Below are 14,203 nucleotides of genomic sequence, written 5' to 3'. Positions count from 1 at the left end.
CGGCAACGACACCTTCGTCTTCGCCAGCGGGGACGGGGCGGACACGATCACCGACTTCGCCGCCGGGGCCGACATCCTCGACCTCTCGGGCTACGGCTTCGCCGACCAGGCCGCGATGGAAGCCGCGACCGTGCAGGACGGCGCCAACGTGGTGATCACCTCCGGCACCGACAGCATCACGGTGCTGAACGCGACCCGCGCCGACGTGTTGACGGCGGCCGGGGTCGCCTCCAGTGGCGGTGGCGGCGCGCCGGTCCCCGGCCAGGAGATCATCGGCAGCAATTACAACGATACCCTGTCGGGAACGGCCGGCAACGACACGATGAACGGTTACAAGGGGGACGATCTGCTGCAGGGCGGCGACGGCGACGACACGATGCAGGGCGCCCTGGGCAACGATACGCTCGACGGCGGCACGGGCGATGACAGCCTGACCGGCTTCGGCGGCAACGACACCTTCGTCTTCGCCAGCGGGGACGGGGCGGACACGATCACCGACTTCGCCGCCGGGGCCGACATCCTCGACCTCTCGGGCTACGGCTTCGCCGACCAGGCCGCGATGGAAGCCGCGACCGTGCAGGACGGCGCCAACGTGGTGATCACCTCCGGCACCGACAGCATCACGGTGCTGAACGCGCTCGAAATGGACGTGGAGGACTCGATCCTGTTCTGAGGTTTCGCGCGCGAAACCTCACCACCTCGACTCGGGTTTCGCGCGCGCGCCGTCAGGTTGCGCGCGCGATGCCTTTCTGGTGCCAGGCGAAGGCCGAGCCGATCATCCGCTCCAGCGTCGAGCGCTCCGCCCGCCAGCCCAGCACCTCGGTCGCGCGCGCCGATCCGCAGACCAGCGAGACCGCGTCCCCTGCCCTGCGCGGCCCCTTGATCACCGGCACCTCCAGCCCCGTCACCCGTTCCACCGCGCCGATCACCTCGCGCACCGAGAACCCGCGCCCGGTGCCCAGGCTGAACACCGTCTCCGCCCCGCCGCGGGCGAGATGGTCGAGCCCCCTCAGATGCGCGTCCACCAGATCCTCGACATGCACGTAGTCGCGGATGCAGGTGCCGTCGGGCGTGGGATAGTCGGTGCCGTGCAGGGTCAGCGCCGCGCGCCGCCCGGTCGCGGCCTGCAGCGCCAGCGGGATCAGGTGCGTCTCGGGATCGTGCGCCTCGCCCACCTCGCCATCCGCATCGGCGCCTGCCACGTTGAAATAGCGGAACGAGACATAGGCGATCCCGTGCGCGCGGCCGTAATCGGCGATCATCGCCTCCACCGCCGCCTTGGACGCGCCATAGGCGTTGAGCGGCGCGATCCCGCTCGCCTCGTCGAGCATCTCGCCGTCCCGGTCGCCATGCACCGCGCAGGTCGAGGAGAACACCAGCCGCCCGCAGCCCGCCCGCACCATCGCGTCGAGCAGCGCCATCGAACCGCCGAGATTGTTGTGCCAGTAGCGCCCTGGCTGCGCACTCGCCTCGCCCACGTTGCTGAGTGCCGCGAAATGCATCACGGCTTGCGGTTGCCAGCGGGCAAAGACGGCGTCGAGCCGCTCCGTGTCATGCAGATCGCCCCGCTCGAAGGGGCCGAACTTCACCGCCCAGTCATGCCCGGTGATCAGCGCGTCATAGATCACGGGAACATGGCCCGCGCGGGCGAGCGCCTTGCACGCATGGCTGCCGATATAGCCGGCCCCGCCGGTGACGAGAATGGTGGCCATGGACGTCCCTCCCCTGCCCTTCGCCCGCAGGCTTAGCGCATGGGGCCGGGACTTGGGAACCTGCCCGGACGGATAGCGGAAGGGCGCGAAGGGATGGAGCCCCTGCCCCAGGTTTCGCGCGCGAAACCGGGGCGCGCCACGCGAGGCGTACCGGACGCGGGCCGTGCAGCGTCGGGCCGCGGTGCGGCGATCCGACGGTCGGGCGGGGCACTTTATGTCTGCCAAGTCCGCACGCCTTTCGAGCCTAGCGCCTCCATCAGCCAAATCGCCGTGCCGGGGGGCGGGGCACGCCGAAGGCTTGCTTTCAGCACGACCGTTGCGCGGCGGCCTTCGGCCTTGAGTCCGCGTCCGGTTTCGCGCGCGAAACCACTCCTCCCTCTTTCCGGTTTCGCGCGCGAAACCTTGGGCCCAACCCCGCGTTGCCCCCCTGCCCGGTTCGGCCTAGGCTCGGCGTCCCGATCCCCGTCGCCGGAGCCCGTCCATGACCCTCGCCCCGATCCGTCCGCTGATCCTCGCCGGCGGATCGGGCACGCGGCTGTGGCCCTTGTCGCGCCGGTCCTATCCCAAGCAATTCACCCCGCTGGTCGGCGACCGTTCGCTGTTCCGGGCCAGCCTCGCGCGGCTGTCCGGGCCGGGTTTCGGCGCGCCCGTGGTCGTCACCGCCTCCGATTTCCGCTTCATCGTGACCGAGCAGATGCAGGAGGAAGGCATCGAGCCCGGCGCCGTGCTGATCGAGCCCGAGCCCCGCAACACCGCCCCCGCGGTGCTGGCCGCCGCCTTGCATGTCGCCGCGGAGGATCCCGACGCGCTGTTGCTGGTGGCCCCCTCGGACCACGTGATCCCGGATGCAGAGGCCTTTCGCACCGCGGTTGCAGCGGGCCGCGCGGCGGCTGAAGCCGGGCGCATCGTCACCTTCGGCATCCGGCCCGACGCGCCCGAGACCGGCTATGGCTGGCTGGAGCTGGACGAGATGTCCGGGCAGGGCGAAGGGCAGGGCGGGGCCGGGCAAGAGGTGCAGCCGCTCGTCCGTTTCGTCGAGAAGCCCGACGCGGACACGGCGCGGGCGATGCTGGAGGCGGGGCACTACCTGTGGAACGCGGGGCTGTTCCTGGTCTCCGCCGCCACGATCCGCGCGGCCTTCGCGGCCCATGCGCCGGACCTGATCCCGCCGGTGACGGAAGCGGTTTCGCGCGCGAAACCGGATCTGGGCTTCCTGCGGCTCGACCCCGAGGCCTGGTCGGGAGCGCGCGACATCTCGATCGACTACGCGGTGATGGAGCGGGCGGGCAATCTCGACGTCGTGCCCTTTGCCGGGCGCTGGTCGGATCTCGGCGGCTGGCGCGCCGTGGCCGAGCGGATGGAGACGGACGGGCAGGGCAACGCGCTGAAAGGGCCCGCCAGCGCCATCGACTGCCGCGACACGCTGATCCGGGCCGAGGATGCCGACCAGCAGGTGGTGGGGCTGGGGCTGGACGGGCTGGCCGTGATCGCCATGCGCGATGCGGTGCTGGTGGCGGACATGGCCCGCGCGCAGGACGTGGGCGAGGTGGTCGCGACGCTGCGCGCGGGCGGGGCCGCGCAGGCCACCGACTTCCCGCACATGCACCGGCCCTGGGGCTGGTACGAGACACTGGCGCGCGGCCCCCGTTTCCAGGTCAAGCGCATCTGCGTGCATCCCGGCGCCTGCCTGAGCCTGCAAAGCCATGTGCACCGCTCGGAACACTGGACGGTGGTGGAGGGGACGGCGACCGTCACGGTGGACGGGGAGGAGCGGCTGCTGGGCGAGAACCAGTCGGTCTACATCCCCTTGGGAGCCGTGCACCGGCTCGCCAATCCCGGCAAGCTGCCGCTGCACCTGATCGAGGTGCAGTCCGGCCCCTATCTGGGCGAGGACGACATCACCCGCTACGAGGATCTCTACGCGCGGGGTGCGGACCCCGCATGAGAAAACGCCCCGCCGGAGAGATCCGGCAGGGCGTTTTCGATCGGCCATTTAAGGCGTCTTAGTCGAAGAGCTCTTCGCTCGTGGTCGTCGGCACGACCGAGGTCTGCACGGCGGAGGCCACGTCGACCTCGAGTTCCTCGCCGATGTCGTTGAGCACGAGGAAGCGGTTGGCCAGGCCATCCTCGCCCTCGTCGATCGAGACGATCTTGCCCAGATAGTCGCCTTCGTCGGTCCAGACATCGTTGCCCAGCAGGATGTCGGCGTCGATGGTGCCGGTATAGGTCTCACCCTCGAACTCGCCATCGGCCACGCTGTCCTGGGCGAGGGAGGCGGTCGCGAAACCGGCGGCGAGGGCGGTGGCGGCAAATGCGGTCACAAAGGTCTTCATGGTTCTAATCCTTCACAAAAAGCAGGCCCTTCGGCCCGGTCACGTTCAAGTCTGTCACTGCCTCAACAACGCCGGTTGCGGCGAAAGGTTGCAAAAGGTTGCAAAGGACCATCCGGGCTGCGGGTCTCATCGCGGCGGGGCAGGGGGGTCAGTCTCCACTGCGCGACCGCGCCGCGCGCCCGCGCACGAAGCCGAGGAAGGCGCGGTCGGGATCGGTCAGGCGCGGGCGGCCCGTGGCCTGCCAGTGCCGCCGCCAGTCATCCGCGAGCGCGTGCACGTCCGCGCCGGGCATCAGAGTGCGGGCGGCGTCGAGCGTGGCGGGAACGAGGAAGGGGCCGCCCGTCACCGGGCCGTCTGCCGCGCGTGGTTTCGCGCGCGAAACCTGCGTCGTGCCGGTGTCGCGCCCGTCCTCGTCGATGAGCTTGCGCGGGCGCACGGTCAGGATGTCGGCCTCGAAGGCGAGGGTGTAGTCGGGCAGGGCGTCGGCGGCGACGAGGTCGCGGATCATCTTGCGAAAGACCCGAAGCGCCGAGGCCGAGCCGGACTTGCGGGCCAGCACCTCCAGGCTCACGCGCCAGTCCTCCTGCCGGCCGCAATGCTTGCGCGCCAGCTCGTAGACCCGCCGCTCCAGCGGTTTGCGCAAGGCGAAATAGTCGCGGCTGAGCGTCAGGACCGAGCGCGACAGCACGCCCCGGAACAGCCATTCGCTGAGCGTCACGCTGACCGAGATCATGCGGCCGGTGCGGCTCGCGCGCTCGATGCGCCAGCTCTCGATCAGGCCGAACCCTTCGGTGACCTCGCGCGCGTCCGCGCCGGTCCCGGTGGTGATGTTGGTGGTGATGCGCGTGCCTGCCAGACGCTCGAAGGCGGCGACGAGGCGGCGATAGCCGTCGCCCGAGGTCTCACGCCGGGTCGCGACCATCAGGTCGTGCGCGGTCAGCGTCAGCCGTCGCGCCACGGGGCGGCCCGCGTTGAGCGCGGCGACGAGCTGGCTGATGCAGTAGATCAGGATGTCCTTGTCGTGGATGGTGGCGAGGCCCTTGACGCTCGGCGTGATCTCCACCCGCACGTCGTTATGGGCGTATCTGAGCACCCGCCGGTCGGGCCGCGTGGACAGCGAGAAGACCGGATGCTCCATCGTGGCGATGTCGTCCTTGGGGATCGCGCCCAGCACGTCGCACAGGAAGAACCCGCCCGGTGCCAGCTGCACCGCCTCGTCGCCAGCAACCCTACTGGTCATCACCACCTGCCCGCAGAGTCCGAAGGACCCCATCCCTGCCCGCGCACCTCCTCTTGCCGGGATACGTCGCGGTTGCCTTGCCTCGATCGGACCCTCTGACGGGATCCCTTGCCTATCGTGGTTTCATATCACGCGGGCGGGCGGGCGACGTCCGAAAAAGCGGCGGAGGCGTTCGGAGGTCTGGAATCGCCGCTTCGGGGGTCCGGAGTCGGCTATTCGTGGTTCCCGAGTCGCCCTACTCGTTTTTTTTGTTTTTCGACAAAGGGTTGATCGAGAGGTGAGGGCCCTTAACACAATAAATAACACATCCATAACAGGATCCGCTTGCCGACCCGTCCATTTGTGCCCAGACTGACCCTTGCGCAAAGGCTTGAGAATATTGGCGTTTTTTTGAATGTATCGATTTTTCGTGCATGTATCGCGATTTCGCGTATGATGCTGGAAAGACGATACATGAGAGGCCCGACCGAGCGGGCTCCACGTCCCGGCAGGCAGGTATCCCATGTCCGAACAGGCGCTTCCCCCCTATTTCAACATCGATCCCGATGCGGCCGAATCCGCGCTGCCGCCCCCGGTGGATGTCGAGGATTTCGCAAGCGTCGCGGCGCGCGTGGCGGAAGGCCGGGCGGATCTCGCACGACGGGGTCACGCGCCCGACGGCTCGAAACGGCTGCGGCGGTTCTCGACCTGGGAGATCACCCGCTACCTGATCCCCGTCGCCCCTGCCCATTTCCGCCGGGTGCTGCGCGCGAACCCCGACCTGCCGCAGGGCGTCAGCGAGACGGAGGCCGGGGCCAAGTGGTTCACGCTCGACGAGGTGCTGGCCTTGCGCGAGCATTTCGCGACCGAAGGATCGAAGGCCAAGGAGTACCGCCCCTGGCGGCCCGAGGGGCAGCCCGCGAAAATCGTGGCGGTCGCCAATTTCAAGGGCGGCGTGTCGAAGACGGCGACGGCTACGCATCTGGCGATGAGCGCCGCGCTCGACGGCTACCGCGTGCTGGTGGTCGATCTCGACAGCCAGGGCTCGATGAGCTCGATCTTCGGGGCCGAGGTCGAGGACGAGTGGCAGACCGTGTTCCCGCTGATCGCGCGCGACTACGCGGAGAGCCTGCAGGCCGAGAACCGGGCGCGCATGGCGCGCGGCGACAACCCGCTGCCCTTCGACGAGACGCTGGGCGACGCGCTGAAGCTGACCGCACGCGACGTGATCGCGAAGACCCACTGGCCCAATATCGACATCATCGGCGCGCAGCTGAACCTCTACTGGGCGGAGTTCCAGATCCCCGTCTGGCGCACCACCGCGCGCGGCTGGAAGCTGTGGGAGGCGCTCAGCAACCGGCTGGAGGCGGACGGGGTGCTGGATCAGTACGACGTGGTGATCCTCGATACGCCACCCGCCTTGGGGTACCTCACGATCAATGGCCTCGCCGCCGCGGATATCCTGCTGGTGCCGCTGGGGGCGAGCTTCCTGGAATTCGACTCGACCGGCCGCTTCTTCGACATGCTGCACGCGACCTTTTCGAGCATCGAGGAGGGGGAGAACGCGGCGGCCCGCGCGCTCGGCACGCCGGAGCTGAAATTCGAATGGGACGCGGCGGCGGCGCTGATCACCCGCTACGACGCAAGCCAGCAGGCGGAGATGGCGACGCTGATCCAGGGCTGGATGGGCGGCATGATGACGCCCTACCGCCAGGACTACACCGCGCTGATCGGACAGGCGGGCGAGCAGGTGAACGGCATCTACGAGGCCGATTACCGCGACTTCAACCGCGACACCTATGTGCGCGGGCGCGAGACCTTCGATCAGACCTATGCGATGTTCAAGAAGATGCTGATCGGGGCGTGGCGTCGTGACGAAGTCGCGCTCAAAAAAGGCAATGACGAGATGGCGCAAGAGGATGACAGGCGGGCAGGGGAGGCGGGCTGATGGCCAAGCGCAGGAGACTGGACCCGGCGGAACTGGCGCGCGGGCGCGAGGCGGTCCCCGAGGGGCTGGAGACGAAATCCATGCCGCGCCCCGGCGCGATGCCGCCCATCGCGCGGGTGGCGGGCGAGAGTGCGGGGGGCGGCGAGCGCGCGCTCGCCATGGCGGACGAGGCCGGGCGGCTGGTCCATGCCATCCCGACGGCCCGCATCAACGTGGTGCATCTGCGGCGCGACCGGCTGATGTCCTCGCCCGAGGGGATGGATGCACTGAAGGCCTCGATCCGCGAACACGGCCAGCGCGTGCCGATCGAGGTCATGGCGATCGAGCCTACGGAGGAGAATTTCGGCTGCCCGTTCGGGCTGATCTCCGGCTGGCGGCGGCTGCGCGCGATCGAGGAGCTGGCGCGGGAGCACCCCGAGGACGCGCGGTTTTCCACCGTGCGCGCCTTCGTCCGGCGGCCCGAGACCTTGAGCGAAGCTTACGTGGCGATGGTCGAGGAGAACGAGATCCGCGAGGATATCAGCCATTACGAGCGCGCGCGCGTCGCGCTGATGGCGGTGGATGCGGGCGTGTTCGACAGCGTCGAGGCGGCGGTCGACGCGCTCTACGCCGCGGGGTCGAAGGCGCGCCGCTCGAAGATCCGCAGCTTCGTGCCTGTGGTCGAGGAGCTGGGCGAGAACCTCTTGTGGCCTCAGGCGGTGGGCGAGCGGCTGGGCCTGCGCCTGTCGGCGGCGATCCGCGAGGGGCGGGGCAGGCGGCTGTCGCAGGCGCTGGAGACCGGGATGTTCGAGGATGCGGCCGGCCAGAACGCGGCGCTGGAGGCGGCGCTGGCGGGCCGGATGAAACGGGGGGAGACCCCGTCGCGCGACATTCAACGCCCCTGGACCCGCGATGTGGCGCCGGGCGTGCGGCTGGAGATCTCCTCCGCCAGGGGCGGCGACGCGATCCGGCTGGCGGGCCGGTCTCTGGATGCGGAGCAGAAGCTGGCGCTGGCCGAGGCGGTCGCGCGGATCCTGAAAGGCCGGGAATAAGGCCAAAAGGAAGGGTGAGGGGGAATGGACACCAGGGACCCCCGCTGTTGGTGATCAAAGGCGCCCGGCAGGCAGCTGGTTCCTGCCGCTGCGCATCTTCGGTGAGGCCGGGGAGCCGGTCGATGGGTCGTTCTTCTGGTGGGTCGTGCGGCCTGGCTCTTCTATGACAACAGAAAGCTGGGGCGACCGGTGGCGAGCCTGCCGTTTCCGGGTCCGTTTTCCGATCCGGGCCTGGCTCACGGGATGCTGCATGACGAGACAGTGCGGTCCTATCTGCGCGACCTGCCGTTCTGGCAGCGGGGCATGAGCTTTCTACGGACCTGCTTCAACGCGCCGACCTTTCGCATCTTGCGGCGGGCGCGGCTGGCCGGGCTGCGGGAGAATACCGAGACCGAATTCGCGACCGACCGGAAGATCCACGAAAGCGTCGGGCATACTCCCTGAAGCCTGGAATATTGAAGACGGTTTCGCGCGCGAAACCTGCGGGGGACGAGGATGGATACCCTTCCCCCGGCCTGGCAGGAGGAGCAGGGCATGAACGAGACGGTCGATCCGGCCCGCTACATCGTGGGGCTGGGCCATCCGCGCTGCGGCACGGGGTTCGCGGCGAACCTTCTGAACGCGGGCGGGCTCGATATCGGGCATGAACGGCGCGGCGCCGACGGCATGGTGTCGTGGATGGCGGTGACCGGGCGGCGGCGCGTGCCCTGGGGCGAGGCGCTGGGGCCGCTCGACGCCTATTCCCGGCGGCTGTGCATCGTCCGCTCGCCCGTCGGGGCGATCCCCTCCATCGTGGCGGAGAACGGCAAGAAGCGCTCGCTGCGCTTTCGCGCGCGCATCCTGGCCGCACAAGGCGAGGGGCAGGGGGAGGGACAGGCGGCGGGCGGGCTGCCCGAAACCGTGGCGGAGGCCGCGGCGGCCCCGGTCGAGAACGCCGTCCGCTCCTATACCGGGTGGTACGAGCTGATCCTGGCGCGCGCGCCCGCGCTGGTCTTCCGCGTCGACCGGCCCGAGGACGACCCGGCCCTGGCCGGGTTCGCGGGCGTGCCCATCGACAGGGACGCGGGGATCGAGCGCAATTCGCGTCCGCATCTCAAGCGCTCGGGCTTCGGCGCGGAGGATCTCGACCGGCTGCCCTGCGACCTGCGCGACCGGTTTCTGGCGCTGGCCGAGAGGTTGGGATACCCGGATGTGGCCGCGGAGCTGCGCGGCGACTGAGCCCGCGCAAACCCCTCCGGCGGGTCCGGTTCAGCTTCGAAACGGTGCGGTTTTGCAACAGCCTCGCGGGGTCTGCGCGGGGCCGTGAAACCCGATCGTCCTCGGCCTCGTTGCTGCAAGCGGATTGTAAACCATTTTGCCGCAGGCTGAGCGCGGATCCGGAGCCATATATCCGGCGGCAGGGCCATGATGTGACGCGAAGATCGGGACGCGGATGCCGAGTACCTATACCTACCGTAATGCCTATGTGCTGAACCTGAACACCGGTCAGATTCAGAGCGCGGGCGTGACCGTCGCGATCACCGACGGGGCGACGGACAACGTCTTCACCTCCACCGGCGGTGGAAGCAGCAATATCGACGGAGACCAGTCGGTCACGATCTCGGGCAGTTCGGCGGGCAACGGCACCTTTGCGAACGAGAACCAGGCGGGGCTGGCCACCATCACCGCGAACGGCGTGTCGCTGCGCGGGGCCTACAGCATCTACGAGTCGGGCGGGGTCAACTACGCCTTCTTCGTCCCGACCTCGGGCACGGGGGCCTTCACCGCCGGGTCGACCTGGACGGCCAGCAACGTCACGACGGGGGGCTTCAACTATTCCAACCTGCCCGCGCAGGGTGCCGACACGGTCGTTCTGGATGCGGCGGGGCCGCGCACGGTCAATACCGGGTCCGGCAACGATACGGTCACCGGCTCGAACCAGGCCGACACGATCTTCGGCGGGGCGGGCAATGACAGCCTGTCGGGGCAGGGGGGCAACGACCGGATCGCGGGGGATGCGGGCAACGACAGCCTGTCGGGCGGCGACGGGTCCGACACGATCTGGGGCGGCATCGGCAACGACACGATCTCGGGCGGGAACGCGGCGGACACGCTCTATGGCGGGGCGGGCACCGACACCATCACCGGGGGCGAGGGCAACGACCTGATCGAGGGCGACGGCACCGCGACGCCGCGCCTGTCCTTCAAGTGGTCCCAGATCGCCGACCCGAACAATGGCGGCGCGGACGGCATCGACGATGGCGACATCCTGGCCACGGCGGACCAGACCGGCTTCGTCACGCAGGATACCGGCGGCATCCTCGTCTCGCTCGACTATGACGAGCAGACCTCGGGCAATTTCGTCGATTTCGACAGCCGCACGCAGAACGTGACGGGCATCGACACCGGCGGAACCGGCGCGGTCAATGCCAACTCCTCGGGTGCGCTCGACGGGACGCGGGCATCGGGGGATCCCGACAACGACACCTCGACGCTGACGGTGCGGTTCTCCTCGACCGACGGGAACTATTCGGGCTCGGTCACCAACGTCCAGTTCCGCGTCAACGATATCGACCGCAACACCGCCGATGCGGCCGGGTTCATCGACCGCATCATCATCCGCGCCTATGACGCCAGCGGCACCCGGATCGCGGCGACGCTCACCTCCGGCGCCGGCGGCACGGCGGGCCCCGCGCTGAGCGACCGGGCCGGGGATGGATATACCGGCGTAGACCAGGCGACCGGCAACCAGGGCAGCGACCCGGTCGACCCGCAGGGCTCGATCCTCGTCACCGTGGGCGGGCCGGTCGCGCGGATCGAGATCGACTACGACAACCTGCAGGTCGGCAACCAGATCGTCACGATCTCCGACATCTACTTCACCCCCGTCGCCACCGGCGCGGGCGGCGCCGACAGCATCGACGGCGGGGCGGGCAACGACACGATCCTCGGCCAGGAGGGCAACGACACCATCCTGGGCGGCACCGGGGCGGACAGCATCGATGGCGGCATCGGCAATGACAGCATCGATGGCGGCGCGGATAACGACACGATCCTGGGCGGCACCGGCAACGACACCATCCTGGGCGGGGCGGGCAATGACAGCATCGACGCGGGCGCCGACAATGACAGCGTCGATGGCGGCGCGGACAACGACACCATCCTGGGCGGGGCGGGCAACGACACGCTGCTGGGCAATACCGGCAATGACAGCATCGACGGCGGCACCGGCAATGACAGCATCGCGGGCGGCGACGGGGCCGACACGATCCTGGGCGGTGCGGGGCTCGACACGATCCAGGGCGGCGCGGGCAATGACAGCATCGACGGCGGCGCGGATGCGGATGTCATCGACGGCAATGCCGGGGCGGATACCATCCAGGGCGGCACCGGCAACGACACGATCCGCGGCGGCGAGGGTTCGGACAGCATCGAGGGTGGCGAGGGCGACGACCTGCTGCTGGGCGACGACACGCAGCCTGCCGTCTGCTTCGAGTTCTACAACGGCAATTTCGCGGGCAGCGTCGACAACATCCCCGAGACGGGGGCGACCGCGACCGGCACCGTGTCGAATTTCGACGTGGACGCGCTGGCCGCGCAATACGCCACCTCCGTCAGCGGGGGCGATCCGTCCGATTTCGGCGTCCGCTTCACCGGCGAGATCACGATCGGCACGGGCGGCAGCTACACCTTCTTCACCAATTCCGACGACGGCTCGAAGCTGTGGATCACCGACGAGACCGGGGTGGAGCGGGAGGTCGTCAACAATGACGGGCTGCATGCCGACCAGGAACGCTCCGGCACGATCGACCTGCCGCCGGGCAGCTACCGCTTCCGGGTCGAGTTCTTCGAGCGCGCGGGCCAGGAGATCCTGGGCGTCAACGTGCAGGGTCCCGGCATCGCCAAGCAGGACCTGTTCTCGGCCGGGCTCGTCTCCTCCACCGCGGGCAAGGGCGACGACACGATCTCGGGCGGGGCGGGCAACGACACGCTCGACGGCGGGTTCGGCACCGACACGCTGACCGGCGGCGAGGGGTTCGACACCTTCATCGCCGACGGCTCGCCCGATCTCATCACCGATTTCAACACGGCCACCGGCCAGAACATCCGCGACGGCAACCAGGCCAACAACGACTTCGTCGACCTGTCGGATTTCTACAATCCCGACACGCTCGCCACCTATAACGATGCGAACGGCACGGATTTCACGCAGGCGATCTCGGCGCTGCGCGACGATGCGGCGGACGGGGTGCTCGACTTCGCGGGCGGGCTGCGGCTGACGGGCGTCGCACCGGACGACCTGACCTTCGACAATACAAACGTGATCTGCTTCACGCCCGGCACGCGGATCTCGACCCCGCTGGGGCCGCGTGCGGTGGAGGATCTGGCGGCGGGCGATCTGGTCATCACCCGCGATCACGGCATCCGCCCGCTGGTCTGGACCGGGCGGCGCGACCTGAGCCTGGCGGAGGTTACGGCGCAGCCGAAGCTCGCGCCGATCCTGATCCGGCGCGATGCGTTCGGGCCGGGCCTGCCGGGCCGGGACATGATGGTCTCGCCCCAGCACCGCATCCTGGTGAACGGCGCGCGGCTGGCGCTGGCCACCGGCGCGGGCGAGGCGCTGGCCCCGGCAGTGGCGCTGGTGGACGGGGTGCGGGTGCTGCGCAGCACCCCGCGCGCGGTCAGCTACCTGCACGTGATGTGCGAGGGGCACGAGGTGATCCGCGCCGACGGCCTGTGGGCGGAGACGCTGCTGCCCGCATCGGAGGCGATGAAGGCGCTGAGCGCCGAGGCTTGCGCCGAGATCGCGGCGATCTTCCCCGATCTCGAACGTGTCGCCCCCGCGCACCGCCTGCTCGCCGCGACCGAGGCGCGCTGGCTGCGCGCGGCGGGCTGATGAGTGACTCTATACATAATGAAGATTACATATATATTTTCATGTAATGGTGCATCCTAAACTGGGTTGCGGAAAATCCCTTATCCTTATGAAAAGAAAGGATAAGGGATATGTCCCATCAAGAGCTGCATTTACGCGAAAGATGCACGCTTCGAAGACCTGTTCGAGCGGGCGCAGGAAAATTTGCACGCGGAGGACGGCTGGGACGGATCTGGCGCGATCGGCTTCATCGAAGCGTACAACAGCACTTTCCGTGTGAAACTCTGAAGGCCCATTGGGTCATAAGTGTTGCAAATATTTGAGAAAAGCTGGATGCTTCGGCGCAGAAATAACGATGAGGTCCGTCCAGACAGCACCGTTGACTGTGGCGTAATCGCAATTCGAAAAATGTCGAGTTGAAATGGCGCAGAAAACAAGTGAAAAATGTAATTATTGATTTGGAGAGGGTCGATAAGGCTGCACTGTTGATTTCGTTATTAGGTAGAAAGTAGATAGAATTATGCCGCTTCTTCTGGTTTTAGTTATCGTCCTGTCCTCTTGGGTTTTCACTTTCGTGGGCTTGGATTTCATCCAAGCTCTGTGCATCGAGTTCCTGTTGGTCGGTGGCATAATCGGCTTCTTGCGGACCGGAGCACGAAGGAACCGTCGATGATCGGTGGCGCGGGAACTCGTTCCTCCAATCGATAGGCCGCGTTTCTCGTGCAACGCCGGATCGTACGACAGAGATCAGCGGGCGGACTCAATCATTCGGCCAGGTTCTGTAGAAGACTGCACATGCGATCGGTGCCCTCCCCTTCGTGGCCTGCAGGTTGATCAGCTTCGATCGCGGCAACGAGTCCGTCACCTAAGTGCACTATGCATTGATGTGTGGTTCTGCGGCTCGCAGTCGCTACACCCGAAAGGCGACGCCGAGAATACCTCCCGACGGCTGCTCCGCTCTCTGCCTCGCGAGATGGATCTCAAGCGGGCGAGTGATGCCGCCATTTGCGCCATCACCGATCGTATGAACGGCACGCCGCGCAAATGTCTCGGCTGGCAGTAAGCGTCCGCTCAAAAGCCATCTACAGGCGGCAACCATCTCGAT

The 14,203-nt window shown here is 67.9% G+C and carries 10 protein-coding genes; 7 read left to right on the top strand and 3 right to left on the bottom strand.

The annotated features are described in order from the left end of the window. Positions 1-673: calcium-binding protein (locus tag RX333_RS12865; protein ID WP_410056078.1), on the top strand; the 673-nt coding region annotated here is incomplete at its 5' end. Between the two features lie 52 nt (positions 674-725). Here RX333_RS12865 and galE read toward each other — a convergent pair. Next, positions 726-1,712, bottom strand: coding sequence for a UDP-glucose 4-epimerase GalE (gene galE, locus RX333_RS12860; RefSeq protein WP_316015351.1), 987 nt, complete (start codon positions 1,710-1,712; stop codon positions 726-728). A 481-nt stretch (positions 1,713-2,193) separates the two neighbouring features. On the opposite strand from galE, the gene RX333_RS12855 reads away from it, so the two are divergent. Then, on the top strand, positions 2,194-3,657 hold the full coding sequence (locus RX333_RS12855; protein ID WP_316015350.1) for a mannose-1-phosphate guanylyltransferase/mannose-6-phosphate isomerase: 1,464 nt from the start codon (positions 2,194-2,196) through the stop codon (positions 3,655-3,657). Positions 3,658-3,715: 58 nt separating this feature from the next. Here the strand turns inward: RX333_RS12855 and RX333_RS12850 are convergent, their stop codons facing one another. Next, a complete protein-coding gene (locus tag RX333_RS12850) occupies positions 3,716-4,045 on the bottom strand; it encodes a hypothetical protein (protein ID WP_316015349.1) in 330 nt (109 codons plus the stop codon). Positions 4,046-4,193: 148 nt separating this feature from the next. Continuing rightward, the gene (locus RX333_RS12845; protein ID WP_316015353.1) at positions 4,194-5,285 is read right to left on the bottom strand and encodes a replication initiator protein A; all 1,092 of its coding nucleotides are present in this window, start codon (positions 5,283-5,285) and stop codon (positions 4,194-4,196) included. A 502-nt stretch (positions 5,286-5,787) separates the two neighbouring features. Between RX333_RS12845 and RX333_RS12840 the strand changes: the two genes are divergently transcribed. From RX333_RS12840 to RX333_RS12820, 5 genes are all read left to right on the top strand, one after another. After that, positions 5,788-7,212 (top strand): AAA family ATPase, encoded by a 1,425-nt coding sequence (locus RX333_RS12840; protein WP_316015348.1) that lies wholly within the window; start codon positions 5,788-5,790, stop codon positions 7,210-7,212. Further along, positions 7,212-8,243, top strand: coding sequence for a ParB/RepB/Spo0J family partition protein (locus RX333_RS12835; protein ID WP_316015347.1), 1,032 nt, complete (start codon positions 7,212-7,214; stop codon positions 8,241-8,243). Before RX333_RS12840 ends, RX333_RS12835 begins: the two co-directional genes overlap by 1 nt. A 189-nt stretch (positions 8,244-8,432) precedes the next feature. Beyond that, positions 8,433-8,687, top strand: a complete 255-nt coding sequence (locus tag RX333_RS12830; protein ID WP_316015346.1) for a hypothetical protein — start codon at positions 8,433-8,435, stop codon at positions 8,685-8,687. Positions 8,688-8,738: 51 nt separating this feature from the next. Next, on the top strand, positions 8,739-9,461 hold the full coding sequence (locus RX333_RS12825; RefSeq protein WP_316015345.1) for a hypothetical protein: 723 nt from the start codon (positions 8,739-8,741) through the stop codon (positions 9,459-9,461). A gap of 214 nt (positions 9,462-9,675) precedes the next feature. Then, entirely contained in the window at positions 9,676-13,119 is a 3,444-nt protein-coding gene (locus RX333_RS12820; RefSeq protein WP_316015344.1) for a Hint domain-containing protein, read from the top strand. The last annotated feature ends 1,084 nt before the right edge of the window (positions 13,120-14,203 follow it).

The sequence above is a fragment of the Roseobacter sp. HKCCA0434 genome (assembly GCF_032464675.1).
Taxonomy (GTDB): Bacteria; Pseudomonadota; Alphaproteobacteria; order Rhodobacterales; family Rhodobacteraceae; genus Pontivivens.
This window is presented reverse-complemented; position numbering and strand designations above follow the sequence as displayed.